Annotated in this window: 26 protein-coding genes; 11 read left to right on the forward strand and 15 right to left on the reverse strand. The window is 74.1% G+C overall.

Translation table 11 applies throughout. The annotated features are described in order from the left end of the window. Nucleotides 1–13 precede the first annotated feature (13 nt). Both ABTY59_RS11345 and ABTY59_RS11350 read right to left on the reverse strand, forming a co-directional pair. Nucleotides 14–3382, reverse strand: coding sequence for an ATP-binding protein (locus tag ABTY59_RS11345; RefSeq protein WP_352018662.1), 3369 nt, complete (start codon nt 3380–3382; stop codon nt 14–16). A gap of 68 nt (nt 3383–3450) precedes the next feature. Further along, nucleotides 3451–4641 carry a cytochrome P450 family protein gene (locus ABTY59_RS11350; RefSeq protein WP_352018663.1) on the reverse strand — a complete coding sequence of 397 codons (1191 nt, stop codon included), beginning with the start codon at nt 4639–4641 and terminating at the stop codon, nt 3451–3453. Between the two features lie 226 nt (nt 4642–4867). Here ABTY59_RS11350 and ABTY59_RS11355 point away from each other — a divergent pair, with 226 nt between their 5' ends. The 3 genes from ABTY59_RS11355 to ABTY59_RS11365 all read left to right on the forward strand — a co-directional run bounded on the left by ABTY59_RS11355 (nt 4868) and on the right by ABTY59_RS11365 (nt 6778). Continuing rightward, a complete protein-coding gene (locus ABTY59_RS11355) occupies nt 4868–5338 on the forward strand; it encodes a hypothetical protein (RefSeq protein ID WP_352018664.1) in 471 nt (156 codons plus the stop codon). A 78-nt stretch (nt 5339–5416) separates the two neighbouring features. Beyond that, nucleotides 5417–6031: an RNA polymerase sigma factor gene (locus ABTY59_RS11360; protein ID WP_403540924.1), complete on the forward strand. Its 615-nt coding sequence runs from the start codon at nt 5417–5419 to the stop codon at nt 6029–6031. Between the two features lie 3 nt (nt 6032–6034). After that, nucleotides 6035–6778: a hypothetical protein gene (locus ABTY59_RS11365; protein WP_352018665.1), complete on the forward strand. Its 744-nt coding sequence runs from the start codon at nt 6035–6037 to the stop codon at nt 6776–6778. Between the two features lie 5 nt (nt 6779–6783). Here ABTY59_RS11365 and ABTY59_RS11370 read toward each other — a convergent pair whose 3' ends face one another. Then, nucleotides 6784–7575 (reverse strand): response regulator, encoded by a 792-nt coding sequence (locus tag ABTY59_RS11370; protein WP_352018666.1) that lies wholly within the window; start codon nt 7573–7575, stop codon nt 6784–6786. Further along, nucleotides 7572–8513 (reverse strand): HAMP domain-containing sensor histidine kinase, encoded by a 942-nt coding sequence (locus ABTY59_RS11375; protein ID WP_352018667.1) that lies wholly within the window; start codon nt 8511–8513, stop codon nt 7572–7574. Before ABTY59_RS11375 ends, ABTY59_RS11370 begins: the two co-directional genes overlap by 4 nt. A 173-nt stretch (nt 8514–8686) precedes the next feature. Between ABTY59_RS11375 and ABTY59_RS11380 the strand changes: the two genes are divergently transcribed. Beyond that, nucleotides 8687–9172, forward strand: a complete 486-nt coding sequence (locus ABTY59_RS11380) for a cation:proton antiporter regulatory subunit (protein WP_352018668.1) — start codon at nt 8687–8689, stop codon at nt 9170–9172. A 5-nt stretch (nt 9173–9177) separates the two neighbouring features. Then, nucleotides 9178–10434, forward strand: coding sequence for a cation:proton antiporter (locus tag ABTY59_RS11385; RefSeq protein WP_352018669.1), 1257 nt, complete (start codon nt 9178–9180; stop codon nt 10432–10434). Nucleotides 10435–10456: 22 nt separating this feature from the next. On the opposite strand, the gene ABTY59_RS11390 is transcribed toward ABTY59_RS11385, so the two are convergent. Further along, nucleotides 10457–10912, reverse strand: a complete 456-nt coding sequence (locus ABTY59_RS11390) for a tellurite resistance TerB family protein (protein WP_189806106.1) — start codon at nt 10910–10912, stop codon at nt 10457–10459. Nucleotides 10913–11055: 143 nt separating this feature from the next. Further along, entirely contained in the window at nt 11056–12303 is a 1248-nt protein-coding gene (locus ABTY59_RS11395; RefSeq protein ID WP_352018670.1) for an SLC13 family permease, read from the reverse strand. A 158-nt stretch (nt 12304–12461) separates the two neighbouring features. Between ABTY59_RS11395 and ABTY59_RS11400 the strand changes: the two genes are divergently transcribed. The 3 genes from ABTY59_RS11400 to ABTY59_RS11410 all read left to right on the forward strand — a co-directional run bounded on the left by ABTY59_RS11400 (nt 12462) and on the right by ABTY59_RS11410 (nt 15188). Beyond that, nucleotides 12462–13385 (forward strand): dihydrodipicolinate synthase family protein, encoded by a 924-nt coding sequence (locus ABTY59_RS11400; protein ID WP_352018671.1) that lies wholly within the window; start codon nt 12462–12464, stop codon nt 13383–13385. Between the two features lie 33 nt (nt 13386–13418). Continuing rightward, the gene (locus tag ABTY59_RS11405; RefSeq protein ID WP_352018672.1) at nt 13419–14423 is read left to right on the forward strand and encodes a proline racemase family protein; all 1005 of its coding nucleotides are present in this window, start codon (nt 13419–13421) and stop codon (nt 14421–14423) included. A gap of 75 nt (nt 14424–14498) precedes the next feature. Beyond that, complete coding sequence (locus ABTY59_RS11410) at nt 14499–15188, forward strand: GntR family transcriptional regulator (RefSeq protein WP_352018673.1); 690 nt, start codon at nt 14499–14501, stop codon at nt 15186–15188. Nucleotides 15189–15200: 12 nt separating this feature from the next. Here ABTY59_RS11410 and ABTY59_RS11415 read toward each other — a convergent pair whose 3' ends face one another. The 9 genes from ABTY59_RS11415 to ABTY59_RS11455 all read right to left on the reverse strand — a co-directional run bounded on the left by ABTY59_RS11415 (nt 15201) and on the right by ABTY59_RS11455 (nt 23514). Further along, nucleotides 15201–16706, reverse strand: coding sequence for a long-chain-fatty-acid--CoA ligase (locus ABTY59_RS11415; RefSeq protein ID WP_352018674.1), 1506 nt, complete (start codon nt 16704–16706; stop codon nt 15201–15203). Next, entirely contained in the window at nt 16706–17002 is a 297-nt protein-coding gene (locus tag ABTY59_RS11420) for a hypothetical protein (protein ID WP_352018675.1), read from the reverse strand. Before ABTY59_RS11420 ends, ABTY59_RS11415 begins: the two co-directional genes overlap by 1 nt. A 160-nt stretch (nt 17003–17162) precedes the next feature. After that, nucleotides 17163–18092 carry an alpha/beta hydrolase family protein gene (locus ABTY59_RS11425; protein WP_352018676.1) on the reverse strand — a complete coding sequence of 310 codons (930 nt, stop codon included), beginning with the start codon at nt 18090–18092 and terminating at the stop codon, nt 17163–17165. After that, nucleotides 18089–19063 carry a beta-ketoacyl-ACP synthase 3 gene (locus ABTY59_RS11430; protein ID WP_352018677.1) on the reverse strand — a complete coding sequence of 325 codons (975 nt, stop codon included), beginning with the start codon at nt 19061–19063 and terminating at the stop codon, nt 18089–18091. The genes ABTY59_RS11425 and ABTY59_RS11430 overlap by 4 nt, the downstream gene beginning before the upstream one ends. Beyond that, nucleotides 19060–19953: an enoyl-ACP reductase FabI gene (gene fabI / locus ABTY59_RS11435; RefSeq protein WP_352018678.1), complete on the reverse strand. Its 894-nt coding sequence runs from the start codon at nt 19951–19953 to the stop codon at nt 19060–19062. Before fabI ends, ABTY59_RS11430 begins: the two co-directional genes overlap by 4 nt. Next, on the reverse strand, nt 19953–21194 hold the full coding sequence (locus ABTY59_RS11440) for a beta-ketoacyl-[acyl-carrier-protein] synthase family protein (RefSeq protein ID WP_352018679.1): 1242 nt from the start codon (nt 21192–21194) through the stop codon (nt 19953–19955). The genes fabI and ABTY59_RS11440 overlap by 1 nt, the downstream gene beginning before the upstream one ends. Next, nucleotides 21187–21513 (reverse strand): acyl carrier protein, encoded by a 327-nt coding sequence (locus tag ABTY59_RS11445; RefSeq protein ID WP_352018680.1) that lies wholly within the window; start codon nt 21511–21513, stop codon nt 21187–21189. The genes ABTY59_RS11440 and ABTY59_RS11445 overlap by 8 nt, the downstream gene beginning before the upstream one ends. A gap of 53 nt (nt 21514–21566) precedes the next feature. Then, entirely contained in the window at nt 21567–22679 is a 1113-nt protein-coding gene (locus ABTY59_RS11450) for a radical SAM protein (RefSeq protein WP_352018681.1), read from the reverse strand. 115 nt (nt 22680–22794) lie between these two features. Next, nucleotides 22795–23514, reverse strand: a complete 720-nt coding sequence (locus tag ABTY59_RS11455) for a Phenylacetic acid catabolic protein (RefSeq protein WP_352018682.1) — start codon at nt 23512–23514, stop codon at nt 22795–22797. 442 nt (nt 23515–23956) lie between these two features. On the opposite strand from ABTY59_RS11455, the gene ABTY59_RS11460 reads away from it, so the two are divergent. From ABTY59_RS11460 to ABTY59_RS11470, 3 genes are all read left to right on the forward strand, one after another. After that, nucleotides 23957–25186, forward strand: a complete 1230-nt coding sequence (locus ABTY59_RS11460; protein WP_352018683.1) for an aminotransferase-like domain-containing protein — start codon at nt 23957–23959, stop codon at nt 25184–25186. Next, on the forward strand, nt 25183–25665 hold the full coding sequence (locus ABTY59_RS11465) for a PaaI family thioesterase (protein WP_352018684.1): 483 nt from the start codon (nt 25183–25185) through the stop codon (nt 25663–25665). The genes ABTY59_RS11460 and ABTY59_RS11465 overlap by 4 nt, the downstream gene beginning before the upstream one ends. Nucleotides 25666–25750: 85 nt before the next feature. Next, the gene (locus ABTY59_RS11470; protein WP_352018685.1) at nt 25751–26170 is read left to right on the forward strand and encodes a cell division protein SepF; all 420 of its coding nucleotides are present in this window, start codon (nt 25751–25753) and stop codon (nt 26168–26170) included. The last annotated feature ends 167 nt before the right edge of the window (nt 26171–26337 follow it).

Below are 26337 nucleotides of genomic sequence, written 5' to 3' on the forward strand. Positions count from 1 at the left end.
GCGCGGAGCGTCGTCACCGTCGGCGCGCCTCGCGCAGCAGGCCTCGCGCCCACGTCGCCCGGCGCGTCCCGGCCGGATACGGCAACGTCTCGGCCAAGGCCTCGGCGCGGGTCAGCTCCCGCGTGCCCTCCGGCGTCCGGCCGAGTCGGGTCAGCGCCGCCCCCTGGGCGATCCGCGACTCGACTTCGGCGAGCCGTTCCCCGGTGCGCTCGGATCGCGCCACCTCCGCCCGCGCCAGCCGCAGGGCGGTCTCGGCCCGGCCCGACTGGAGTTCCGCCCAGGCCACCAGGACCGGTGCGTCGTCGGCGTGCCCGTCCAGGGCGCGCAGCGCCTCGTCCGGGCGATGTGCGTACAGGGCCAGTTCGGCGCGGGCCGTGCGCGCCTCGTGCTCCGCCTGCCGGTCGCCGAGCGCGGTGGCGACCACTTCGGCGCGGTCCACGATGGCGCCGGCCTTCGTCGTCTCGCCGAGGAACGCCCATACGCGCGCCATCGTCGCGAGAGCGTGCGGAAGGCACCAGGCGTCGTACGCCTCCGCGCCCGACACGGCACGCTCCGCGAGGGCCCGGGCCGGCTCGGGCTCTTCGAGCAGGAGTCGCAGTTCGGCGAGGTTCGCCCGCTCGAACGCGGCGGCGATCGGATCGCCGGACCGCTCGGCCAGGGCCAGTGCCCGATCCCCGATCCGGACGGCCTCGCGAAGCCGGCCGGCCCTCCGCGCGTTCTCGCGGAGCGTCGAGAGGACCGAGCCGAGCAGGGTCGGATCCCCGTACGCCTCGGCCGGTGCCAGGGCCTGGTCGCCCGCCGCGCGCGCCTGGTCGAGCCGGCCGGCGAGCCCGAGACTGGCGGCCTGCAGGGCGAAGGCGCGGGCGGTCAGCCCCAGCCCCGGTGTCCCGGGCACGTTCCGCGCGGCCGCCAGCGCACGCCGGGCGGCCTCCGCTCCCGCCGCGTACTGCCCCTGGACGCAGCGCACGACGGCCAGGGCGATGAAGTGACTGGCGGTGGGTTCCGGCGCGGTGTCCGCGGTCACCGGGTGCGCGCACAGCGTACGGCGGCCGGACGCGGGGGCGCGGGTCTTGGCCAGGGCCTCGGCGAGCAGCGCCGCCGCGAGGACCGTGTCGTCGTGGTCGCCCCGCCGCTCGAACTCGGCCAGGGCGAGTCGCAGCGCCTCCGCCGCCTCCTCGAAGTGGCCCATTCTGCGCAGGACATGACTGTGCGCGAGACGGGCGCGGGCGGCGTCGACGTCGAGCCGCGCGACGAGATCGCGGTAGTAGCGGTCGGCGGTGTCGTTGGCGTACAGGGCGGCGGCGCGCTCGGCGGCGCGGCGCAGGTACGCCGCCGCGCGCGGGTCGTCCGCCCGCGCGAAATGCGAAGCGAGGGCGTCGACGGCGTCCGGGCGGCGGCGCAGGACCGCCTGCGCGAACGCGGCGTGCAGGCCGCGGCGGCGGATCGCGGACAGCTGCTCGTAGCAGGTGAGACGGACCAGCGGGTGCCGGAACGCCACCCCCGCCTCGGCCCGCCCGGCCACCACCACCTGCCGCTCGTCGACGAGCGAGGCGGCGATGGCCCGCTCCAGGGCGTCGGCCGCGGCGGCGCCGGACAGGGGCGGGTGCAGCCCGTGTTCGGCCACGTCGAGCAGCTCGGTCAGCGCGGCTTCGCCGCCGGCCGCGGACAGCGCCTCGACGACGCGGCGCGCGTCCGCGTCGAGCCGGAGGAGGCGGTCGGACACCAGCTCTCGCACACCCTCCGGGGCAACGTTGTCAGAGTCGCTCGCGTCCATCAGGCCGCGGGCGAGTTCGAGGGCGAACAGCGGGTTCCCGAGGGAGAGTTCCCACACGCGCTGGGCGCGGTCGCCGCGCGTCGCGTCCCCGGAGGCGTCACGCACGACATCGAGGCAGGCCTCCCTGCCGAGTCGCTCCACTCCCTCGCGCACGGCGAGACGCTGGCGCAGCAGGGACGCCATGACCGAGCGTCGCGGATCGCCCTCGGGCAGTTCCTCCTCCCGGTACGTGACCAGGAACCGTAGGGTCGCGTTCCGCTCCACGGCCCGCCGGGCCAGATGGCCGAGCAGCTGGTACGAGCCGGTGTCGGCGGCATGCAGGTCGTCGAGGACCACCAGCACCGGGCGCGCCGCGGCCAGGTCGCCGAGCAGCGCCGCACTCGCCCGGAACAACCGGTCCCGTTCCTCCTCGGGGCTGCGGTCGCTCTCCGCGCCTACGCGTCCCAGCGACGGGAGGAACGCGGCCAGCTCGGGATGCTCGGCACCGATCCTCGCGCGCTCCCCGGCGTCCCGTTCGGCCAGCCAGCCGTCCATCGCCTCGGCGAACGCGCCGTACGGCGTGTGCCCCTCCGCGTCGTGGCCACCGCCCCACAGCACGGCCGTCCCGCCCCGGGCGGCCCGCCGCGCCGCCTCCCGGGCCAGGCTGGTCTTGCCGACGCCCGCCTCGCCGGTGAGCAGCGTCACCGGCGGCCTGTCGGCCACGAGGAGCCGGGCGAGCGCCTCGTCGCGGCCCCGCAGCGGCGCCACGGGCGCTGCCCGCAGCGGCCCGGGCAGCGACGGCGCGGAGAGGGCCGGAGCGGGCGCGTCGGTGAGCGCCTGACGGTGCAGCCGTTCCGTCTCGGACCCCGGCCGTATCCCCAGCTCGGCATCGAGGGCCTCCCGGCACAGGTGGTACTGGCGCACCGCGAGCCGCCGCAGCCCCCGGCGCAGATACGACTCCATCAGGATCCGGTGCGCGGCCTCCTCGGCCGGGTTGGCCGCGAGCACCTGCTCGACCGTGGCCGTGGCCTCCGCGTGTGCCTCCGCCGTGAGCTGGGCCGTCGCGAGCGCGAGCAGCACCTGCTCTCCGAGTCCCGCGAGCCGGTCACGGCGGGTCTGGGCCCACTGCGCGTACCGGTCTTCCGGCAGCAGCTCGCCGGTGAACCGCCGTGCCGCCGCGGAGAGTACGGCGATGTCGCCGGCGGCGAGCGCGGCCAGCGCCGCCTCCTCGGCGTGGTCGGCGTCGATCCACACGGTCCGCGGATCGAGCAGCAGCAGCGAGCCGTCGGAGACCAGGTAGGAGGAGGTGGCGCGCGGGACGAGCTCCGGTTCGAGGGCGTGGCGAGCCGCGTGCAGGGCGACGCGCAGACTGCGCAGCGCGGCCTGTGCGTCGGCGTCGGGCCAGCAGATCCCCATGGCCTGTTCGCGGTGGAGCCGGTGGCCGGGCGTGACGGCGAGCAGCTTCACCAAGGTCCGGGCGCCGGGGCGGGGCCAACGTTCCGCTGTCGAGGGGCCCGTGTCACGGGTCGCCCGGAACCCGCCCAAAAGGTGCAGACGCAGCAGGGGGGTCGTGTCGTTCGTGCCGTTCGTCTGCCGCGCGTCCATGAGGGCGACAGAGTAGCCGAGCACGCCATGGAGGCATGGGGCGTCCATGGGCCCGCGCCCATTCCGGGCGGGGCCCGCCCTGTCGGGGCGCGTCAGGCGAGGGTGAGCGGGAGGGTCTCCAGGCCTCGGGTCAGGCGGGTCCGGCGCCAGGTGAGGTGGTCTGCGGGGACGGACAGGCGCGTGTTCGGGAAGCGGGTCAGCACGGCACGCAGGGCGATTTCCGCCTCCGCCCGGGCCAGGGGAGCGCCCGGGCAGCGGTGGATGCCGTGGCCGAACGAGAGGTGGCCGGCCGCGTCGCGGTCGAGGTCGAGACGGTGCGGGTCCGGGAACGCCGCCGGGTCGCGGTTCGCGGCCCCGGGGGCGATGAGCACCGGGAAGCCCGCCGGGATGTCGGTCCCGCCGACGTGCAGGTCCTCCGTGCTGTGGCGGAACGTGGCCACGCTCACCGGCGAGTCGTAGCGGAGCAGTTCGTCCAGGGCGCCGGGGATCAGGTCGGGACTCCTCCGCAGCCGGTCGTACGCCTCCGGGTGCCGGAGCAGGGCCAGGGTGGCGTTGCCGATGAAGTGGGTGGTCGTCTCGTGCCCGGCCACCAGGAGGAGGGCGGCCAGGGAGACGGTCTCGTCCCGGTCGAGGCCGCCTTCCTCGCCGTCGTCCAGGAGCGACTGGAGCGGGCCGTCGTCCGAGCCGGCGCGGGACCGGTCGGCGAGACCGGTCAGGTAGTCGCCGATCCGGTGTGACGCGGCGTCGACGCGGTCGGTGTCGGCCGCGTCGAAGAGGTCGTGGGACCAGTCGGCGAGCATGCCGCGATCGGTTTCCGGCACCCCCAGCAACTCGCAGATGACGGCGACCGGCAGAGGGACCGCCAGGTCCGCGACGAGGTCGACGTCCGCGCCCGGTCGCCACGCGGCCGTCAGGTCGTCGACGACCCGGGTGATGTACGGGCGCAGCTTCCGGACGCGGCCGGTCGTGAACAACGGCGTCGCCACCCTCCGGTGGCGGGTGTGCGCCGGTGGGTCGCTCGCCAGCATGTTGCGGGCGAACGCCGGGTGCAGGTCGCGGTGCGACGCCCGGCCGGCGAAGAAGCGGGCGGTGTCCTTGGACAGGCGGGTGTCGGCGAAGGCCTCGCGGGCCTCCGGATGACCGGTGATCAGGTACGCGTGGTGCCCGCCGGAGCCGGTGGGGATCCGTTGGACCGGGCAGCCTTCGCGCAGCCTGTCGTACGTGGGGTACGGGTCGGTGAAGAAGTGCGGATCGCGCAGGGGGTCCTGGCGTGGGGCAGTCATGACGCCGCGCTCTCGGCGTTCGGGACGGTCCGACCCGAACGGAGGGATGCCTTGTTCCGCATCGGTGTTCCTGGGGGTGAGAGGGGTGTGGCCGTGGCCTTCGGCCGTGATGGTAGGCGATGGCAGCTGTGACCAGGGTCACTCCGCCTGTCCGTGATGTTTCCCCGGGGCGGCGCGCTGGGTCGTTCGGTGGGTTCCGTCGCTTCGATGGGAAGGGTGGTCATCAGTGGACTGCGAGAGCCTGGCGTCGTGCGCGGCCGATATGGCGGGGCGTGCCGCGGAGTTCGTGGAGGGCGTGGGGGCCCGGCTGCCCCTGGACTACTCCGTGGGGAGCCTGCGGGTCGTCGACCGGATCGTCGACGGGCTGCGGCAGGGCGGCGGCGGCCGGGAGGACGTCGCCGGCGCCCTGTTCGGGCTCGGGGCCTATGTGGGGCAGGTGCTGGTGCGGCAGGCCGGGGCCGTGTGGGTGGACCTGCCGGACGGACACCTCCTGAGACCTGTCTTCCGGTACCCCGTCGCGGTACGCATGCCCGACGGACGCCTGTGGAATCCGCTCGGCCGGACCGTGAACCGTTTCGAGATCGGGCCCAAGGAGTCCCTGCACCTCTACTTCCTCACCCTGCACGGGCGGCGCTCCGCCCGCGCGCGCCGTCCCCTGCCCCGCATCCCGGACGGCGCGTCGGGAAGGGCCTGTTGACGGTCTGACAGGATGGGCGTGCTCCGGTTGGCGCGTGGGGTCCGGAGTTCGTGGGTGTACGGGGTGTGAAGAGGTCGGGTGGGCGAGGGAACGGGGCACGCGCCCACGCACGGCCAGGAGCCGTCCCCCGAGGAGACCGGGGCCGCTCGCGACGTCCTGCTCGGCGCGGCCGTCGAGCGGGCCCGACGCGGGGACGAGGAGGCCTTCGCCGAGGCCTACCGGATCGTCCACCCCGGCCTCCTCGGCTATCTGCGGGGCATCGTCGCCGACGACGCCGAGGACGTGGCCTCCGACGCCTGGCTGGAGATAGCCCGGGACCTCGGCCGCTTCCGCGGGGACGGCGCGGGCTTCCGCGGCTGGACCGCGACCATCGCCCGCCACCGGGCCCTCGACCACCTCCGCCGCTCCCGGTCGCGGCCCCGTCCCGCCCGGTTCGAACAGGACCTCTCCGAGCTCCCGGCCGCCGGGGACGCGGCCGGCGAGGCGCTGGACGCGCTGTCGACCGAGCGGGCGCTCGCCCTCATCGCGGGCCTTCCGCGGGACCAGGCCGAGGCCGTGCTGCTGCGGGTCGTCGTCGGTCTCGACGGGCCCTCGGCCGCCCGAGTGCTGGGCAAGCGTCCCGGTGCGGTACGGTCCGCCGCACATAGGGGATTGAAGCGACTTGCGCATCAGCTCACGGGGAGAGGGAGGTGACGGATGCCTGACGAGCCGCGCGACAGCGACCTGGGAGAGCTGCTGCGGGGCGCGCTGAGCGCCGAGCGGGACAGCGGGAGCGCGAGCGGTGGTGGTGACGTCGCCGACCCCGGAGAGGCCACCGCACTCGCCGCCTTCCGCGCCGCCCGTGACGCGGGCCTGCACGGCGCGCTGCCCACCCGCGACCTCGACGACTGGACCCCGGGTCCCGTACGCCGGCGCTCCCGGCTTCCCCTGAAGGCCGTTCTGGCCTCGCTGGTCGCGAGCGTGACGCTGGGCGGAGTCGCCCTGGCCGTCGGCGGCCTCCCCGAGGTCTTCACCGGCACCCCCGACCCGGGTGAGCCGCGGCCCGGCCGCTCCACGACCGCCCCGGCCCCCGTACCGTCGACGGCAGGTGCCACGGTGGGCGAGGACGCGAAGGCGACCGCCTCCCGCACCCCCGCGCCCGGCACGACCGCCCCCTCGCGGCCCGAGAAGGACCCCGCGGACCTCGGCGGCAGGAGCCGTGAGGCCCTCTGCCGTGCCTTCGCGAAGAAGGACGGCCGGGCGTCGAAGTCCGTCGCGTGGCAGCGGCTGGTGGCCGCCGCCGGGGGCGAGGACCTCGTCCCCGCGTACTGCCGGACGGACGCCGACGCCGCCGGCGAGCCCTCCGTCGAGCCCCGCCCGGGCAAGGCGGGCGGCCGGGCCGACCCCTCCGCCCGCCCCGGCCGTGGCCCCGAGCGGTCGCGCGCCGACGGCAGGCCCTGACCGTTCTACGGTTCGATCAGGCCGACGCGGATCGCGTACCGCGTGAGTTCCAGGCGGTCGCGCATGCCCAGCTTCTGGAGGAGGTTGGCCCGGTGGCGCTCGACCGTCTTCGGGCTGATGACGAGCAGCTCGCCGATCTCCTTGGAGCTGTGTCCCTCGGCGACGAGCTTCAGGATCTCCTCCTCGCGCTCCGTCACGGCCCTGTCCGGCAGCGGCCTGCCCTGCTCCGCGCGGTCGAGGTAGGTGCGGATCAGGGCCTTCTCGGCACCCGGGCAGATGAACGGCTCGTCCCGTACCGCCGCCCGGCACGCCTCCACCAGGTCCCGGTCGGCCACGGACTTCAGGACGTAGCCGCTCGCCCCCGCCTTCAGGGCTTCGAAGAAGTACTGCTCGTTGTCGTACATCGTGAGGATCAGGATCCTCAGCTCCGGCCGGGCGCGGCTGAGTTCGCGGGCCGCCTGGAGCCCGGTCCGCAACGGCATGGAGATGTCGAGGACGGCCAGGTCGACGTCCGTCGAGCGGGCCAGGGCCACGGCCTGCGCCCCGTCCGCCGCCTCGGCGACGACCGTCAGGTCCGGTTCGGCGTCGAGGATGAGCCGCACCCCGCCCCGTACCAGCGCGTGGTCGTCGGCGAGCAGGATGCGGGTCGGGTACGGCTTGGGGTCCGGGCTCGCGTCCGGGGCGGGAGCCGGGTGCGCGTCCTGCCCGGTGTCCGGGGCGGGAGCCGGGTGCGCGTCCTGCTCAGTGCCCAAGGCGGGAGCCGGGTGCGCGTCCTGCCCGGTGTCCGGGGTGGTCATGGCGTCGTCCTCGTGTTCAGGCGGATCTCCGTCCCTCCGTCCGCGCCCCCGCCGACCGTCAGTTCCGCGCCGATCAGCAGCGCGCGCTCCCGCATCCCCCGGAGGCCCGCGCCCTCCGGTGCCGTGCCGATGCCGCGGCCGTCGTCCCGTACGAGCAGACCCACCCCGCCGTGCGGCAGCGCCCGCAGCCGCAGCTCGACCCGGGTCGCGTCCGCGTGGCGGGCCGTGTTCGTCAGGCCCTCCTGGGCGACCCGGTAGAGCACGAGCTCCGTCTCCGGGCCGAGCGTCGGCAGGCCCGCCTCGATGTGCGGCCGCACGGTCGTCCCACCGGTCGAGAACTCGGCGGCCAGGGACCTCAGCGCGCTGTGCAGGCCCAGCTCCTCCAGGACGCCCGGCCGCAGGCGTCGCGCGATGCGGCGGATCTCGTCCAGGCCGGCCCGGGTGGTCTCCTGCGCCTGGTGGAGCTCCGGCCGCAGTTCCGCGGGGGCGTGGTCCGCGGCGTGCTTCAGCTGGAGCAGTACGGCGGTGAGGGTCTGGCCGACCTCGTCGTGCAGCTCCTGCGCGATCCGCCGCCGCTCCGCCTCCTGCGCGGACAGGGCCCGCGCGGTGCTCGCGGCCCGCTCGGCTTCGAGCCGGTCGAGCATCGTGTTGAAGGTACGGGTCAGGTCGGCGAGCTCGCCGTGCCCCGTCACCGCCGCGCGCCGGCCCGGCCGCAGCAGGTCCGCCGTGCGCATCGCCCGGGTGAGGCGCTGGAGGGGTGCGAGGCCGACGCGGAGCAGGACGGCGTTGGCGACGAGCAGCACGAGCAGGCCGGCCAGGAGGACGAGCGCCTCGCCGAGCAGGACGGGGGTGGAGACCGTCACGGGACCGAACAGCAGCAGCACGGCGACGACCAGAACCGAGGCGTTGAGCAGGAACAGGCGCCAGTACAGCGACACTCGCTCCCCTTCCTCATCGCCTCTGACCTGCGGCGGGACCCATGTCCCCGGCTCATCCTCACCCGTCTCCCGGGGCCCTGTCCATCCGTGCCGACACCCATGTTCCGAGGCTCCGCGCGGATGGCACGATGCCTCGACACCACCCACCACGACACCCCTGGAGGGACGGGCCTGTGCCTGCTCCGCGGACGAGAACGACCCCCCTGCCCGGCATCGGAGTCCAGTACGACTTCACCACGCGGGAGCACCGTCACCTCTCGGTCATCGCCCACCGCGACGGGACCCGGACGGTGAACGTCTACCGGGCCGACGACCCCGACGCCTGCGCCCAGTCCCTGCACCTCACCGAGTCGGAGACCGCCTCGCTGATCGACGCGCTGATGCCCGCCCACCACAGCCCGAACGTCCTGCACACCACGGACCTGGGCCTGGTCGCCGAGCGGATCGAGCTCTCCGCCCACTCGTACTGGAACGGCCGCGTGCTCGGCGAGACGCGGATGCGCACCGAGGCCGGTGCCTCCGTCGTCGCCGTACTGCGCCGCTCGGGGGCGATACCGTCCCCGACGCCGGCCTTCCGGCTGGCCGGCGGTGACACCCTCATCGTCATCGGCACCCGCGAGGGCGTCGACGCGGCCGCCGCGATCCTCGGACAGGAGTGAGGCGGATGCATTCCGCGGTCTTCCTGATCGAATTCGGCGCCATCATCCTCGGCCTCGGCCTGCTCGGGCGGTTGGCCGGCCGCTTCCGGTTCTCCCCGATCCCGCTCTACCTGCTCGCCGGCCTGGCCTTCGGCAAAGGCGGGCTGCTGCCGCTCGGCGCGAGCGAGGAGTTCGTCGCCATCGGCGCCGAGATCGGGGTGATACTCCTGCTGCTCATGCTCGGCCTGGAGTACACGGCGAGCGACCTCGTCTCCAACCTCAAGACCCAGTACCCCGCCGGGCTCGTCGACTTCGCCCTCAACGCCCTGCCCGGCGCGGCGGCCGCGCTGCTGCTGGGCTGGGGGCCGGTGGCCGCCGTGGTCCTGGCCGGCGTCACCTGGATCTCCTCGTCCGGTGTCATCGCCAAGGTCCTCGGCGACCTGGGCCGTCTGGGCAACCGGGAGACCCCGGTCATCCTCAGCATCCTGGTCCTGGAGGACCTGGCGATGGCCGTGTACCTGCCCATCATCACGGCGCTGCTCGCCGGCGTCGGTCTCGCCGCGGGCAGCGCGACGCTCGCGATCGCCCTGGGCGTGGCCGGGGCCGTCCTGTTCGTCGCCGTCCGCTACGGGCGCCTGATCTCCCGTTTCGTCTCCAGCGACGACCCGGAGAAGCTGCTCCTCGTCGTCCTCGGCCTGACCCTGCTGGTCGCCGGTGTCGCCCAGCAGCTCCAGGTGTCCGCGGCCGTCGGCGCGTTCCTCGTCGGCATCGCCCTCTCCGGTGAGGTCGCCGAGGGCGCCCACGCCCTGCTGAGCCCGCTCCGCGACCTGTTCGCCGCGGTCTTCTTCGTCTTCTTCGGTCTGCACACCGACCCGGCCAGCATTCCGCCGGTCATCCTTCCCGCCTTCGCCCTGGCCGTCGTCACCGCGCTGACCAAGATCGCCACCGGTCACTGGGCAGCCCGCAGGGCCGGGATCGGGGTCAAGGGGCGGTGGCGGGCGGGCGGCACGCTGGTGGCGCGCGGGGAGTTCTCGATCGTCATCGCCGGGCTGGCCGTGACCGCCGGAGTGCAGCCGCAGATGGGCCCGTTCGCCACGGCGTACGTGCTCATCCTCGTCGTCGTCGGTCCGCTCACCGCCCGCTTCACCGAGCCGGTCGCCGCGGCGGTGACGCGGTGGCGGCGGAGGGACGCGGACCGGGACGGGGCGGCGCCCCCGCGGTCCGCCCCTCCCGCGCGCCACGAGGGTGTGCCCGTGCGGGGCGAGCCCTCCCGCACCGACTAGGGCCTGTCTTTCGAAACACCCCCTAGAGGTCGAACTCGTGCGGCGGCAGGTCGAGGGTGAAGCAGGCCTCGCGGACGACGGCCTGCTCCGTCTTGTCGAAGTCGCCGTCGGCGCCGCCGATGACGATGCCGATCTGGACGACGGCGCGGGCCTCGGCCGGCTTCTTCTTCGCCTTGGCGATCTCCTGGAGCACGCTCACCTTGCCGAAGTCGAAGTCGGCGGTGAGCTTGTCCAGGTTCGCGTCGAAGCGGCGCTGGAGGTCGATCGCGTCGAAGTTCTGCAGCACCTCGTTGGTCGCGATGAGCTGGGCGACGCGGCGCCGCTCGGCGGGGTCGATCGTGCCGTCGGCCGCGGCGACCAGTGCGCACATGGCCATGCTCGCGTCCCTGAAGGCACCGCTCTTCAGGTCGTTCTTCTTCGCCACCAGCTGGGTCTGCATCGTCGATGCGGATTCCTTGATGCGGTCCCACAGGGCCATGAGTGCTCCATACGTCGCTCGTCCCGGCCGGTGGCCCGGCCGGTTGCTTCTACGGACTTGTAGAACGTAGCAGCGGAGCCCGGGGTTCCCGGTGTACGGAAGATGTCGGGTCGGGTCGCGCCGGGCCGCCCGTCCGCCGGGGCTCACCCGCCCAGCAGCTGGAGCGAGGCCCACAGCGCCACCGTCGACGCCACCAGGGCGGCGGGGACGGTGAGCAGGCCGAGGCGGGTGAACTCGCCCAGGGCGACGGGGTGGTCGTGGTCCTGGGCGATGCGGCGCCACAGCAGGGTGGCGAGCGAGCCGGCGTACGTGAGGTTGGGGCCGATGTTCACGCCGATCAGCACCGCGAGCACCGCGCCCGGTCCCGAGCCCGCCGCCGGCGGCACCAGGGCCAGGGTCGCGGGCAGGTTGTTGATCAGGTTGGCCAGCACCGCCGCGAGCACGGCGGTGCCCAGCAGCGCCGGGAGTGAGGTGCCGTCCGGGAGGACGTGGGAGAGCGCCGCGCCCAGGCCCTGGTCGACGACGGCACGGACGACCACCCCGAGGGCCAGGACGAACGCCAGGAACGGCAGCGCCGCCGAGCGGACGAGCGCCCGCGGAGTCGTACGGCGGCGGGCCAGGGCGCGTACGGCCAGGACCGTCGCGCCCGCCGCGGCCGCCCACGCCGGGTCCAGGCCGGTCGCCGAGGCGAGGCCGAAACCGGCGAGCGTCGCGGCCACCGTGCACAGGGCGAACAGCGGCGGGGCGACGGGCTCCGGCGGTTCGACGGGGTCGGTCGGGGCAGCGAGGTCACGGGCGAAGAAGCGGCGGAAGATCCCGTACTCGACGGCGATGGCGGCGAGCCAGGGGAGCAGCATCAGGAGCGCGAACCGGGTGAAGCCGAGCCCGGTGGCGGTGAACGCGAGCAGGTTGGTGAGGTTCGAGACCGGCAGCAGCAGCGAGGCCGTGTTGGACAGGTGCGCGCTCGCGTAGGCGTGGGGGCCGGGCCGCGCTCCCATCCGGGCGGCGGTCGCGAAGACGACCGGGGTCAGCAGGACGACCGTGGCGTCCAGGCTCAGGGCCGCGGTGATCAGCGAGGCCAGCCCGAAGACGGCGCCGAGCAGGCGCCGGGGGCGGCGGCGGGCCCAGCGGGCCATCCAGGTGCCGCAGGCGTGGAAGAGCCCCTCGTCGTCGCAGAGCCTGGCGAGGACCAGGACCGCCGCGAGGAAGCCGATCACCGGTCCGAGGCGCTCGGCCTCCTCGCGCACGGCCTCGGGCGTGAGGGCGCCCACCGCCAGGACGGCGCCGGCGGCGGGGACGGCGAAGGCCGCCTCGGGCAGGCGGAAGGGGCGGGCGACGGCACCGGCGAGGACCAGGACCAGGGCGAGCACGGAGACGGCAGGGGCGAGCATGCGTTCGATCATCCGTGTCGGCGCGGGGGCGATCTTCCCCGGGGTCCTGTCGTCTCGCGCGGGCACTCTGATCGTTCGTCAGAACTGAGCTTTCGCGGGACTCTTGTGGACCCCGCCCCCATCAATAAAATGTCACACACCATACAAGGGAGTCCTTCATGGCCCACGCGCACAACCCCGCGCCCCCCACGCGCCGCGCCCACCCCTGGCACGGGATCATGGTCGCCACCGCCCTCCCCTTCCGCGAGGACGGCTCCGTCGACCACGACGCCTACGCCCGGCACGTGGCCCGGCTGATCGCCGACGGCTGCGACGGCGTCGTCCCGAACGGCTCTCTCGGCGAGTACCAGACCCTCACCGACGACGAGCGCGCGCGGGTCGTGCGGACCGCCGTCGAAGCGGCCGGAGACGGGGCCAGGGTCATGCCGGGGGTCTCCGCGTACGGCAGCGCCGAGGCCCGCCGCTGGGCCGAGCAGGCCGCCGAGGCCGGCGCCGGCTCCGTCCTCCTCCTGCCGCCCAACGCCTACCGGGCCGACGAGCGGTCCGTGCGCGCCCACTACGCCGAGGTCGCCCGGGCCGGGCTGCCCGTCGTCGCGTACAACAACCCCTTCGACACCAAGGTCGACCTCACCCCCGAGCTCCTCGCCCGTCTGTACGCCGAGGGCAGCATCGTCGCGGTGAAGGAGTTCAGCGGCGACGTCCGCCGCGCGTACCAGCTCGCCGAGCTCGCCCCCGGCCTCGACCTGCTCGTCGGCGCCGACGACGTGCTCCTCGAACTGGCCCTCGCCGGCGCGGTCGGCTGGATCGCCGGCTTCCCCAACGCCCTCCCGCGCGCGTGCGCCACGCTCTACCGGGCCGCCGTCGCCGGTGACCTCGCCGTCGCGCTGCCGCTCTACCGCTCGCTCCACCCGCTCTTCCGCTGGGACTCCAGGATCGAGTTCGTCCAGGCGATCAAGCTCTCCATGGACCTCGCCGGACACCCGGGCGGCGCCACCCGGCCGCCCCGCCTCCCGCTGACGCCCGAACAGGACGCCGTCGTGCGCGCCGCCACGGAGAAGGCCCTCGCCGAGGGCCTCGCGTAGCGCCCGTCACCCACTCACCAGAAGGGCACCCCCATGCGCACCCGCCACGTCTACCACGCGGTGGACTCCCACACCGAAGGCATGCCCACCCGGGTCATCACCGGCGGTTTCGGGATCATCCCCGGCGCCACCATGGCCGAGCGGCGGCTCCACTTCGCCGAGCACCTCGACCACGTCCGCACCCTCCTCATGTACGAGCCGCGGGGCCACGCGGCGATGAGCGGCGCGATCCTCCAGCCGCCCACCCGGCCCGACGCCGACTACGGCGTCCTCTACATCGAGGTGTCCGGCCTGCTGCCGATGTGCGGCCACGGCACCATCGGCGTCGCCACCGTCCTCGTGGAGACGGGCATGGTGCCGGTCGTCGAGCCGGTCACCACCGTCCGCCTCGACACCCCCGCGGGGCTCGTCAGCGTCGACGTCCGGGTCGAGGACGGCCGGGCCCGCTCCGTCACCCTCACCAACGTGCCCGCCTTCTCCGTCGGCCTCGACCTCAAGGCGGACGTGCCCGGGTACGGAACGGTCACCTACGACCTCGCGTACGGCGGAAACTTCTACGCCTTCGTCGACCTCGACTCCCTGGGCCTGCCCTTCGACCGCGCCCACAAGGAGGAGCTGCTCGCCGCCGGGCTCGCCGTCATGGACGCGATCAACGCGGGACCCGACCGGCCCGTCCACCCCGAGAACCCCGCGTTCGCGGGCGTCAAGCACGTCTACCTCGCCGCCCCCGGCTCCGACGCCACCCGCTCCCGCCACGCCATGGCCATCCACCCCGGCTGGTTCGATCGCTCCCCGTGCGGCACCGGCACCAGCGCCCGCCTGGCCCAGCTCCACGCGCGCGGGCTGCTCGCCCCGCACACCGACTTCGTCAACGAGTCCTTCATCGGGACCGAGTTCACCGGGCGGATCGTCGGCGAGACCGTCGTGGGAGGACGGCCCGCCATCGTCCCGACCGTCACCGGCCGCGCCTGGATCACCGGCACCGCCCAGTACTTCCTCGACCCCGACGACCCGTTCCCCGCCGGATTCCTGCTCTGATCACCCCGCGAAGGGGACAGCCGGGGAAACGTGACATTGTACGATGCTCCCCCGTGACTTCTCGGAGGACGCACGATGGGTGACCTGAAACAGTACGGTCTCGTCAGGGCGCAGGAACGGCTCCGCGACCAGGTCGGCCACGCCCTTCGCGCCGCCCTGATCGCCGGAGAGCTGCGCCCCGGCCAGGTCTACTCGGCCCCCGGGCTCGCGAGCGACCTCGGCGTCTCCGCGACCCCGGTCCGCGAGGCCATGCTCGACCTGGCCCGGGAAGGCCTGGTCGAGCCCGTCCGCAACAAGGGCTTCCGCATCACGGAGGTCAGCGAGCGGGACCTCGACCAGTACACCGAACTCCGCACCCTCATCGAGGTCCCCACCATCGCCCGGGTCACCCGCCGGGCCACCCGGGAGCAGCTGGAGGCGCTGCGCCCGGTCGCGGAGGAGATCGTCTCGCGCGCCCGCGAGCACGACCTCATCGGCTATCTGGAGGCGGACCGCCGCTTCCACCTCGCGCTGCTCGCCCTCTCCGGGAACGAGCGGCTCGTCGAGACCGTCGGCGACCTGCGCAAGCGCTCCCGGCTCTACGGTCTGACCGGTCTCGACGAGGCCGGCAAGCTCGTCTCCTCCGCCGAGGAGCACGTCGAACTCCTCGACCTCATGATCGCCGGGGACGCGCCCGGCGCCGAGGCGTGCATGCTCCGGCACCTCGGCCACGTCCGCTCCCTGTGGGCGGACGCCGAGGCCGACTCCGACGAGCACCGGGCCTGAGCCCCCGCCGGGTCACCCCCCTTCCGGCGGGACGATCGCCCGCTTGAGGACCTTCCCCGTCGGGCCCTTCGGCAGGGCGTCCGTGAGCCAGATCCGACGCGGGTACTTGTACGGGGCGAGCCGCTCCCGCACGTGGGCGCGCAGCTCGGCGGGGGAGACCCGGCTGCCCGGCCGCAGGACGACCGCGGCGGCGACCTCCTGTCCGTGCACCGGGTGGGGGACGCCGAGGACGGCGGCCTCCGCCACGCACGGGTGCAGGTGGAGGACCTCCTCCACCTCCCTCGGATACACGTTGAACCCGCCCCGGATCACCACGTCCTTGAGACGGTCGACCACCCGGAAGTCCCCGGACGCGTCCCGGGTGCCGAGGTCGCCGGTGTGCAGCCAGCCGCCCCGTACCGCCTCGGCGGTGGCCTCGGGGCGACGCCAGTACCCCTTCATGACGTTGTGGCCCCGGATGACGAGCTCGCCGACCTCCCCGTCGGGGACCTCCTTGCCGTCCCGGTCCACCACCCGCATCTCCACGCCCTCGACGGGAACGCCGATCGTGCCGGGGAAGCGCGGCCGGTCGATCCGGTTCACACACGCCAGCGGGGACGACTCGGACAGGCCGTACCCCTCCAGGACCGCGCAGCCGAACGCGGACTCGAAGCCGGTCAGCACCGCCACCGGCAGGGGCGAACCGCCGCACAGACAGACCCGCAGCGAGGAGACGTCGTGGAGGGCGCGGTCCGGGTGCCGCAGCAGCAGGCCGTACATGGTGGGCACGCCGAGGAAGACGGTGACCCGGTCCCGGGCGACGAGCGCGAGCGCCCCCTCCGGGTCGAAGCGGGCCATCAGGGTCAGGCAGGCGCCCACGGAGACCGCGCAGTTGAGGCCCATCACCTGACCGAACGAGTGGAAGAGCGGCAGCCCGCCGAAGACCACGTCCGAAGGACCGAGCCCCAGGACCCGCACCCCTTCCTCGACGTTGCGCCGGATGTTGCGGTGCGTGAGCTCGGCGCCCTTCGGCGAGCCCGTCGTCCCGGAGGTGTAGAGCACGACCGCCGTGTCCCCGGGCGCACGGGACCCGGCACCCGCCACGCGCGCGTGCCCCGCCAACAGCTCCGCGAAGGAGGCCGGTTCGACCGCGAGGTACCGGGTACCCGCCAGCCGCGCCCCCTCGGCCGCCTCCTCGCCGTCCCGGTGCCACGCCACGAGCAGCGCCGCCCCGGCGTCCGCCAGACAGTGACGGACCTCGCCGGCCCGCAGCAGCGGATTGAGCGGGACGACGATCGCCCCCGCGCGCAGTACGCCGTAGTACAGCACCGCGAACTGCGTGCTGTTCGGCAGCATCAGCGCGACCCGGTCGCCCGGCGCCACCCCGCGCGCGTGGAGCAGCGCGGCGGCCCGGTCCGCGAGCTCGTCGAGCGCGCCGTACGTCAGCGCGTCGGTGCCGAGCCGCAGCGCGGTCCCCTCGGGGCACACGGCCGCGCTCCTGGCCAGGAGGGCGGGCACGGTGCCGTCGTCGACGCTCATCACAGGTGCTCCTTCGGTGCCTCGCGGTGGGGAGGCGGTACGGGACGGGGGACGGCGACGGCGGTCACCAGCGGGCCCTCGCGGACGAGCCGGCGACCGTGCAGCACGCGCGGGAAGGGGCACGGGCGCGCCCGGCGGTCATCCTGCAGCCGCCCGCCGGCCAGGAGACGCGCCCGGAAACGACCGGCTGCCGCCAGGGAACGCTCTGTACGCACGGCACGCGCCATCAGGGCCTCCTCCTCGGGGAAGCGCCACCTGGGCTCCCCGCCCGCCGCCGCCACCTCGGCGAGCGCCACCTGGGCTCCCCGCCCGCCCCCGCCACCTCGGCCACGTGCACCCGAGGGGGCAGCAGGAGGCGGAGCAGCGTCGTCTCCGGCTCGGCGGGCCAGGGCGGCAGCGTCGTCTCCGCGCCTCGCGGACCGGCCGTCCGGCCGGGCGCCCGCGCGCCCCGGGCCGTCACGCGCGGGCGCCCGAGGGCGTGCTGCCGTGCTGCCCGCCCCGCTCGTCCACCGGCGGGAACTCCGCCCACGTCGCGATCCGTTCGACCAGACCCGCGTGGTGCCGGATCCAGCGGAAGTGGTCGAGCCCCCGCCCCCCGGCGTCCGACGCCCGGTACCGCCAGCGCTGGACGACCGCCCGGGGAAGCTTCGCGCACAGGTGGTCCACGGCCCGGGACGGCGCGAGCGCGTCCCCCTCGACGTCGACGGCGAGCACGGGCAGTTCGACGCCCCGCAGCGCCTCCTCGTAGTCGGCGGCGGCGCCCCTGGCCCCGTACCGCCCCGTCCGCATCTGACGGGCCCAGTCCCGCATCACGCCCACCGACTCCCGCCCGCCGAAGCCGAACCGGTGCCCCGGCCAGTACCCGATCAGCTCCGCACCGGCGACGCACAGCAGGCTCCGGGCCAGCCACCGCACACCCGGTCGGGGATCCGCCCCCTCACCCAGCGTCCGCCACCAGGCCGAACCGCTCGCGACCAGGACGACCCCCGCCAGCCGGGGCCGGTACAGACCGCAGTGCACCAGACCGAGCTGGCCGCCGAGACTGTGCCCCAGGATCAGCCGGGGCGCCCCGGGGAACGCGCCCTCGACCGCGTCGAGGACCGCGCCGATGTCGTGCTCGACGAGCTCCCGGTATCCGAAGCGGACCCCGCGCGCCGCGACCGGGGTGCTCTCGCCGTGGCCCCGGGGGTCCGTCGTCACCACGGTCGCGCCGCGCCGGTGCAAGGCCCGCGCCAGCGGGGTGTAGTGGCGGGCGGCGGTACCCATCGCGGGGAGGACGACCACGACCGGGGCGGTGGGCTCGGGGCGGGCGAGGACCCGGACCACGAGCACCGCTCCGTCGGGGGCGGTCAGCTCGGCGAGCACGGGGAACGGGGACGTCTTCATCCCGCCGCCACGGGATCGGCCTCCGGGTCCGACAGTTGCCAGCCGATCACGCCCGCGCCCCAGGTGACACCGGCGCCGAACCCGGCCACCCCGAGCAGCCCCGTCGGGCCGAGCCGGCCCTCCTGCCAGGCCTGGTGGAGGGCGAGGGGGATGGACGCGGAAGAGGTGTTGGCGACCCGCTCGACGTTCAGGTACAGCCGCTCCGGCGCGACGCCCAGCTCCTTCCCCACCGCCCGTACGATGCGCGCGTTGGCCTGGTGGGCGACGAACAGGTCGACGTCGTCGGCGGTCAGCTCCCGCCGCGCGAGGACGTCCCGGGCCGCCTCGCTCATCCGCTCCACCGCCTGCACGAAGATCTCGGGCCCGTCCATCCGGAGCTTGCGGTCGTACCGGTCGGCGTAGAGCAGGGGGATCTGGTCGCCGTCCGAGCCCAGCCGGAAGGCGGGCTCGACGGACGGGCCCGGGTCCACGTCCGCCACGACCACCGCCCCGGCGCCGTCGCCGAGCAGCACGGCCGTGGACCGGTCCTCGTGGTCGGTGATCCGGGACAGCGCCTCGGCTCCGCAGACCAGGACCGTGGACGTCCGTCCCGACTCGATGAGGGCGACGGCATGGTCCAGGGCGTACACGAACCCGGCGCAGGCCGCGTGCAGGTCGAACGCGGCGGCCCGGTCGGCCCCGAGCCGGGCGGCCACCTCCACGGCGAGGCCCGGGGTGGTCCGGTCGGGCGTCGTGGTCGCCACGACGACGTGCCCCACCTCGCGCGCGGTGCGCCCCGACTGGGCCAGGGCCGTCCGGGAGGCGGCCAGGGCGAGATCGGCCAGGTGACCGTCCTCCGGCAGGAAGTGGCGCTGCCGGATGCCGGTCCGTTTGACGATCCACGCGTCGGAGGAGCCGATGGCGGCGAAGTGACTGTTGGGCACGGCCCGTTCGGGCAGCGCGGAGCCGACACCGACGATCGCCGCGGTCATGCGCGGTCCTCCTTGCCGGCGCGGGGCGGGGCGCCGAAGCCCGGGGGCTCGCCGACGGCGCCGGCTCCCATGCGGACGGCGTGCATGCCGCCGTCCGCGTGCACGATCTCCCCGGTGACGGTGGCCGCCAGGTCCGAGAGCAGGAACAGGACCGGGCCGACGAGCCGGGCCGGGTCGGCACGGCTCCAGCCGAGCGGCGCCTCCTGCTCCCAGCGGTCGGCGATCCGGTCGAAGGTGCTGACGGCACGCCCCGCCACCGTCTCGACCGGGCCCGCGGCGACGAGGTTGACGCGGATCCCGGAGTGGCCCAGATAGAGCGCCAGATAGCGGCAGACCGCGCCGAGCGTCGCCTTCCCGACCCCCATCCAGTCGTACCCCGGCCATGCCCCGGACGAGTCGAAGTCGAGCCCGACGACGCTGCCCCGCACCGCGCCGGCGCCCCCGCCCTCGCGCAGCAGCGGCGCGAGCGCCGTGGTCAGCGAGTGCAGCGAGAACGCCGCCGTGCGCAGGGCGAGCGTCGCGCTCTCGACGGGCGTGGTGAGGAAGTTGCCGCTGAGCGCGGACTGCGGGGCGGCCGCGATCGCGTGCAGGACGCCGTCGACGGCGCCCCAGCGGCGCTCCAGCTCCTTCGTGAGCGCGTCGAGGTCCTCGGGGCGCGTCACGTCGAGTTCCAGGACGTCGGTCGGGTACGGGAGGCCGGACGCCGCCGCCTCCGTGATCCGCCGGGTCCGCCCGAAGCCCGTCAACAGGACCTCGGCGCCCGCCTCCTGGAGCGCCCGCGCCGTGTGCCAGGCGATCGAGTCGTCGTTGAGGACCCCGGTCACCAGATAGCGGCGACCGGAGAAGCCGAGCAGGTCGGGGATGCCGTGGGGGTCGCGTGACGCGCGCATCAGGGCCGCCCTTCCACGGCCAGGACCAGGGCCGCGTTGTGTCCGCCGAAACCGAAGGAGGTGGAGAGCCCGAACAACCGGCCCGTACGCGCGCGCGGGGTGAGCTTCCGCGCCGTACGGACGAGGTCGAGCGGACCGAGCGCCGGGTCCGGACGCCGCAGCCCCGCCGTGGGCGGAGCGACCCCGTGCCGCAGCGCCTGGAGGGTGGCGACGGCCTCGACCGCGCCCGCCGCGCCGAAGAGGTGCCCGAGTGCGCCCTTGCCGGAGGAGAGGGGCAGCTCCGCGAGGACCTCGGCCCCGAGGGCCTGCCGCAGGGCGTCGCACTCCAGACGGTCGTTGAGGGCGGTCCCGGTCCCGTGGGCGTTGACGTACGCCAGCTCGCCGGGCGCCACCGAGGCCTCCCGCAGGGCCAGCGCGACCGCCCGCGCCGCGGGGCCCCCGGTGGGATCGGGCGCCGTCACGTGATGGGCGTCGGAGGTCGCCCCGTACCCCCGTACGACTCCGAGGACCTCGGCGCCGCGCCGCGCCGCACCCGCCGCCGTCTCCAGGACGAGGATCCCGGCGCCCTCGCCGATCACGAAGCCGTCGCGGTCCCGGTCGAAGGGGCGGGCGGTGCCGCTCGGGGACAGGGCGCCGGCGTTCGCGAAGGCGGCCGCCACCAGGTCCGACGACGCGGCCTCCGCGCCGCCCACGACCACGGCGTCGGCCGCCCCGGCGGCCAGCAGCCGCATCCCCGTGCCGACGGCCTGCGCGCCGCTGCTGCACGCGGACGCGACGCAGAGGCTCTCGCCGCGGAAACCGTGCCGCATGGAGAGGTGGGCGGCCGCCGCGTTGGCCATCATCTGCGGGACCATCAGCGGCGAGACGAAGCCGGCGCCCTCCCTCTCGTACACCTCCCGCTGCGTCTCGAACGAGGCGGTGCCGCCGAGACCGCAGCCGATGACGCAGGCGACCCGCTCGGGCGGCCAGGCCCGTCCGTCGGCCCGGTGTCCGGCCCGCGTCAGGGCCTCCTCGGCCGCCACCAGGGCCAGCTGGGTGAACCGGTCGGTGCGGCGCACCAGGTTCCGTGGCAGGTGGTCGGTCGCCGTGAAGTCCGCCGGCCGGACCGCCGGATGGGGGCCGGGAGCCGCCGTGTCCCCGGCGACGGCGCGCTCGTGGAGCACTCCGGCGCCGACACCGAGCGGCGTGACCGCGCCGAAACCGGTGACGACGATCTCCCCGCCCCGCCGCGGATCACTCAACTCCGGCCTTCTCGTAGCACAGTTCGAGGATCTGGCCCACGGTGTCGATGCCGTCGAAGTCCTTCGTGCGGACCGGCACGCCGAGGTCCCGCTTGACGGACTGCGCCAGCTCGACCATGTCGAGCGAGTCGATCTCCAGGTCGTCGAGCGCGGCCCCGGGCAGGACGTCCTCGGGGTCGACGCCGAGCTCGACGAGGGCGTCGGTGATGAACCGCTCGATGGTGTCGCGGTCCAGCGTCTCGGAGATCGCGGAGATCGCGGTCGCCTGGGTCGCCTGGGTCGGCTCGGTCGACTGGGTTGTTTCCGTTGTCTCGGACATGACTCTCCCGTGCGGTGTGCGGTGTGCGGACGGCCGGATGGGGAAGTTCTCCGTCAGGAGGTGAGCTTCGAGGCGTGGTGCGGGGACCAGTGCCACTGGCGCCAGTAGCTCTCCGCGATGTCCACCCACTCCTCCAGGCGCGCGGCGCTGTCCAGGAACCGGGAGGCGCTCACCACCAGCCAGCTGTAGACGGCCTGGCTGTCCCGGCAGCCGCCGCACTCCCCTGACGTGCAGCAGAACTGCAGCGACTCGTAGTCGGCGCCCCACGCGGCGAAGCCCGGGATCACCGGATTGCCGTTGGCCACCCGCTCCTCGTGGTCCGGGTGGTCGACGCTGAGGCTCGGGCAGACGTCGTAGCCGAAGCGCGCCCCCCAGTGCGAGGTGCCGGTGATGAGGCTGCGGATGAAGTACGGGTGGCTGACCACGGCCTCCGGGTACGCCTCCTTGACCCGCAGGGCCTCGTCGAGGACGCGCCGCTCGTTCGCGATCCGCAGCGGGTTGTCCGTGCCGTGCTCGCTGTAGAAGTTGAAGGTGACGATGTTGCCGTTCTCGGCGATCTTGCGCACCGTCGGTTCGAGGTGCGGCAGCCCGTCCTCGGAGAGCGCGAAGATGAACAGGACCCGCGGATCGTCCCGGTAGTGCGAGAGCGCCGTGTCGAACAGGCCCGTGAACTTGGAGCCGTTGACCCGGATGGCCCGCAGGTCGTCGTCGAGCGGCCCGCCGCCGAAGATGCTGACGGCCACGGCGATGTGCTCGAAGCCCTGCACGGGCATCGGGCGCAGACCGTTGGTCGAGATGGTGATGTACGGCAGTTCCTCGACGAAGGCCTCCACCCGGCGCAGCACCAGCGTCGGCTCACCGCCGATGAGGGTGGCCTGGTTGACTCCCTCGTCCCGCAGCCGGCGGGCGAAGGAACGGATCTTGTCGAGGTCGGAGAGCTCCCGCACGGCGGTGTCGAAGCCGCCCTCGAAGTACCAGCAGCCCTTGCAGCGGATGTTGCAGGTGTTGGTGAGGTGGACCTCGCAGGAGCGCACCTCCCGGCCGAGACGGCGCAGCCGGTGGAGGCGCTCGGCGAGATCGGGACGCTCGGCGAGCAGCGCGGCGGTGCGCTCCTTGGCCTCGCGGCGGCCGAGCGGACGTGGGGTGAGGGTGAGAGGGGTGGCCATGGGCGTGCGGACTCCTCGGTCGGACTGCTGCTCGGTGTGTCTGTGGTGCCGTTGCGCCGTACCGGCCGGCCCGGGCTGGTCGGGGACCTTGAGGCCGAGGTTCTCGGGGATCGCGCTACTCCGGGACCTTCAGGCCGAGGTTCTCGATGCGCGGGGTGACCTTCGACCGCCAGATGTCGCGCGCCTCACCGTTGGTGGTCTGACGCAGACCGAAACGGACCGCGAGCTTCGACCTCTCCGAACGGGCGCTTCCGAAGATCCGGTTGAATCCCGGCCACAACCGGTCCAGGCCCTGCTGGAGTTCCTCACGGCCCTCCTCGGTGCGAGCGAGATTCCGGCAGACCCGCGCGCCGTGCGCGATGTGCACCTTCTCGTCGAGAATGATCGTGCGCACCGCCTCGGCCCACGGCTTGTAACTGCTCTGCGCGAATTCGGAGATCATCACCATCGCGGTCTCCTCGCCGATGTACGAGAAGATGCCGCGCTCGGCCCAGGTGGTGCAGGTGTGAAATTCGTGACCCGTGAAGAGATCGCGGTCCACGAGCCGCTGCTGTTCCATGTACCCGGTGTCCACGCCGATGTCGGCGAGGATCCTCTTGCCGATCTTGTAGTGGTCGTACTCCTCGACGGCGCGTTCGGCGCACACCTGCCGTTCCTCGGCGTTCGGCGCGAGCGGGAGGAACACCTGGATGTAGTCGTCGGCGCCCGACAGTTCGCCCTCGGTGTTGACGATCATTCCCCGGACGGCGATCTCGCGGTAGTCCTCGGGCATGGCGAGGAATTCCTCGGGGGTGCGGACGACGACGGCCTCGTCGACGGGAACGGAAGATGTCATGGTGATCCACTCGTCTCGCTGGTTCGACTTCGACCCGGAAGACCGCCGGCAGTGCGGCCCAGACCGCGGACATCGCGGTGTCGGCGCGGTCGAACGCTATCCAGGGCGCATCCGTCCATCAATGAGACCGAAGACCGGAATGGCCGATTTCCCCGAGTCGTCCACGGCCTGCGGAGAACCGGACCGAAGAGCGATTGCGGCGCGTCGGACAGGGCGAACGAAGATCGCCCCGCACGTCCGCTCCAGGGGCGACCAGCGGGAAATACCGCGGGAGCCGAACCCTCCGAATTCGGCTTCCGCGGCCGGATTTCCACGGCCCACAGTGTGGCCGGATCAGGACCGGAATTCGCTCCCCGAGGCGGGTTCGGTGGCGTCAACTCGCCCACGCCCACAGGGAATCGAACGACCTGGACACCGTCATGAATGTCTATATGCTGGCGCCATGCTTTCTGCTGCCTCCGCGCCCACGAACGCCACCCCCTCCCTCCCCTCCGTGCCCGCGCCGGCCACCGCTTCCCGGCTGGCCAACGTCGGTTCCTCGCCGGTACGGGAGATCCTGGCGCTCACGGCACGACCCGAGGTGATCTCGTTCGCCGGAGGCCTGCCCGCGCCCGAACTGTTCGACATCGACGGCATCCGGGCCGCGTACGACCGCGTCCTGGCGGAGAACCCGCAGCAGGCCCTCCAGTACTCCACGACCGAGGGCGACCCGGAGCTGCGCACCGCCATCGCCGCCCGGCTCACCGCGCGCGAACTGCCCACGGACGCCGACGACCTGCTCATCACCACCGGCTCGCAGCAGGCGCTCACGCTCCTCACCACGGCCCTCGTCGAACCGGGCAGCGTGGTCCTCGTCGAGAACCCCTGCTACCTCGCCGCCCTGCAGACCTTCGGCTTCGCGGGCGCCCGGGTCGTCCCCGTGCCCACCGACGACCAGGGAATCCTCCCGGAGGCCCTGGAGGAGATCGCGGTCCGCGAGAAGGCCACCCTGCTCTACATCGTCCCCACCTTCCAGAACCCCACGGGCCGCACGCTCCCCGCAGAGCGCCGCCACGCCGTCGCCGCGGCGGCTGCCCGGCACGGGTTCTGGATCGTCGAGGACGACCCGTACGGCGAGCTGCGCTACGACGGCGAGCGCGTCCCCGCCCTCGCCTCCGACCCCCTGGTGGCCGACCGCACCGTCCTGCTCGGCTCCTTCTCCAAGGTCATGGCCCCGGGCCTCCGGCTCGGCTACCTGCGCGCACCCGCCGGGCTGCGCCGCGCCTGCGTGATCGCCAAGCAGGCCGCCGACCTGCACACCTCGACGATCGACCAGGCCGCCGCCGCCCGCTATCTGCGCGACAGCGACCTCGACGCACACGTCGCGGTGATGCGCGCCGCCTACCAGGAGCGCCGGGACGCGATGCTCGACGGCCTGCCGGCCGCGCTGCCCGAGGGCAGCCGGTGGAACAGGCCGGAGGGCGGCATGTTCATCTGGGTGACCCTGCCCGAGGGCCACGACGCCACGGCCCTCCTGCGGACCGCCGTCGCCCATGAGGTGGCGTACGTGCCGGGGGCGCCGTTCTTCTGCGGCGAGCCGGACCCGGGCGCGATGCGGCTGTCCTTCACGACGCACTCGGCCGACGAGATCAGGGAGGGGCTCCGCCGCCTGGCGAAGAGCTTCGTCCGATGAGGGACGCCGGGAGCCCGACGCCGTCAGCGCGTACGGACGGCCCGGCGGCCCGCACGCTGTCGCCGGGCGAGCTCAACGCGCTCGTCCAGCGGCAGTTCCCGGACTACGCGGCCTGCCGGGTCACCGACGCGAGCGGGACGCACCTGCTCATGGAGGCGGACGGGGCCCGGCTCCGCACCCGGCCCGGCGGAACGATCTCCGGGCCCGAACAGGCCGGGCTCGTCGACCTCGCCGCCTTCCTCCTGATCAACGCCCGGCTCGGCCGCCCCACGCCGATGGCGCTCACCACCTCGCTCCAGATCAGCTACCTCAACCGCCCCCGTCCGGGACTGCTCCGCACGCACGCGCGCATGGCCAAGTTCGGCCGCCGTCTCTGCGTCGTCCTCGCCGAACTCAGGGACGAGGCGGGCGACCTGGCGGCCTCCGCCACCGTCACGTACTCCGTCCCGCCCACCGCCGCAGGTCAGGGAACAGGCTGACACCGGGCCGCACGCCGAACCGCTCCCGGGCCATCACCTCGTGTCGTTGTTGGGCCGAACGGGTGAGGGGCGGGAGGATGGACCCATGAGTAGGTACGAGAGGTACGACGTCACCGACGAGCAGTGGGAGGGCCTCGCGCAGGTCGTGCCCCTGCGCGGCCGTGACGAATGGCCGTCCAGGGTCGACCACCGCACGATCCCCGAGCAGTACGAGTCCGCCGAGCAGCGCCGCATGGTCGTGCTCCGCGTGCAGGTCTTCGCCGACGCCCGAGAGGTCGCCGAGTACCTCATCGCCCAGATCCCGGTGCTCCTCGATCTGACGAGCGCCGACACCGAGGTCGCCAAGCGCATCCTCGACTTCAGCAGCGGCGTCGTCTTCGGCCTCGGCAGCGGGATGCACCGCGTCGACCGGAACGTCTTCCTGCTGGCCCCGGCCGGCACGGAGGTCGAGGGCGCGGAGGGTGAGGACGAGGAGGGCGTGGGCGCCGGCGTCCCCCGATCGTAGGAAGGTCATCTCGCCGTAACGGTTCGCCAGGGAATGATCTGCGTACGGTCCGGGCATGGACCTCACCGGCGGCTCCACGCTCGCCCGCACGTCAGACGCCCCTCGCTCCTCCGACGTCGTTCCTTCCTCGGCTCGCCCTGGCCCCCGCCCTTCCGCCGACGGCGCTC

Source organism: Streptomyces sp. NPDC096079, from assembly GCF_040303145.1.
Taxonomy (GTDB): domain Bacteria; phylum Actinomycetota; class Actinomycetes; order Streptomycetales; family Streptomycetaceae; genus Streptomyces.

Coding starts and splice junctions, on each gene's coding strand:
- ABTY59_RS11395 (WP_352018670.1), bottom strand. CDS start 12,303: ATGCTCGCCCCTGCCGTCTCCGTGCTCGCCCTGGTCCTGGTCCTCGCC.
- ABTY59_RS11460 (WP_352018683.1), top strand. CDS start 23,957: ATGCTTTCTGCTGCCTCCGCGCCCACGAACGCCACCCCCTCCCTCCCC.
- ABTY59_RS11405 (WP_352018672.1), top strand. CDS start 13,419: ATGCGCACCCGCCACGTCTACCACGCGGTGGACTCCCACACCGAAGGC.
- ABTY59_RS11410 (WP_352018673.1), top strand. CDS start 14,499: ATGGGTGACCTGAAACAGTACGGTCTCGTCAGGGCGCAGGAACGGCTC.
- ABTY59_RS11430 (WP_352018677.1), bottom strand. CDS start 19,063: ATGACCGCGGCGATCGTCGGTGTCGGCTCCGCGCTGCCCGAACGGGCC.
- ABTY59_RS11390 (WP_189806106.1), bottom strand. CDS start 10,912: ATGGCCCTGTGGGACCGCATCAAGGAATCCGCATCGACGATGCAGACC.
- ABTY59_RS11350 (WP_352018663.1), bottom strand. CDS start 4,641: ATGACTGCCCCACGCCAGGACCCCCTGCGCGATCCGCACTTCTTCACC.
- ABTY59_RS11385 (WP_352018669.1), top strand. CDS start 9,178: ATGCATTCCGCGGTCTTCCTGATCGAATTCGGCGCCATCATCCTCGGC.
- ABTY59_RS11415 (WP_352018674.1), bottom strand. CDS start 16,706: ATGAGCGTCGACGACGGCACCGTGCCCGCCCTCCTGGCCAGGAGCGCG.
- ABTY59_RS11400 (WP_352018671.1), top strand. CDS start 12,462: ATGGCCCACGCGCACAACCCCGCGCCCCCCACGCGCCGCGCCCACCCC.
- ABTY59_RS11365 (WP_352018665.1), top strand. CDS start 6,035: ATGCCTGACGAGCCGCGCGACAGCGACCTGGGAGAGCTGCTGCGGGGC.
- ABTY59_RS11445 (WP_352018680.1), bottom strand. CDS start 21,513: ATGTCCGAGACAACGGAAACAACCCAGTCGACCGAGCCGACCCAGGCG.
- ABTY59_RS11370 (WP_352018666.1), bottom strand. CDS start 7,575: ATGACCACCCCGGACACCGGGCAGGACGCGCACCCGGCTCCCGCCTTG.
- ABTY59_RS11455 (WP_352018682.1), bottom strand. CDS start 23,514: ATGACATCTTCCGTTCCCGTCGACGAGGCCGTCGTCGTCCGCACCCCC.
- ABTY59_RS11465 (WP_352018684.1), top strand. CDS start 25,183: ATGAGGGACGCCGGGAGCCCGACGCCGTCAGCGCGTACGGACGGCCCG.
- ABTY59_RS11470 (WP_352018685.1), top strand. CDS start 25,751: ATGAGTAGGTACGAGAGGTACGACGTCACCGACGAGCAGTGGGAGGGC.
- ABTY59_RS11425 (WP_352018676.1), bottom strand. CDS start 18,092: ATGAAGACGTCCCCGTTCCCCGTGCTCGCCGAGCTGACCGCCCCCGAC.
- fabI (WP_352018678.1), bottom strand. CDS start 19,953: ATGCGCGCGTCACGCGACCCCCACGGCATCCCCGACCTGCTCGGCTTC.
- ABTY59_RS11450 (WP_352018681.1), bottom strand. CDS start 22,679: ATGGCCACCCCTCTCACCCTCACCCCACGTCCGCTCGGCCGCCGCGAG.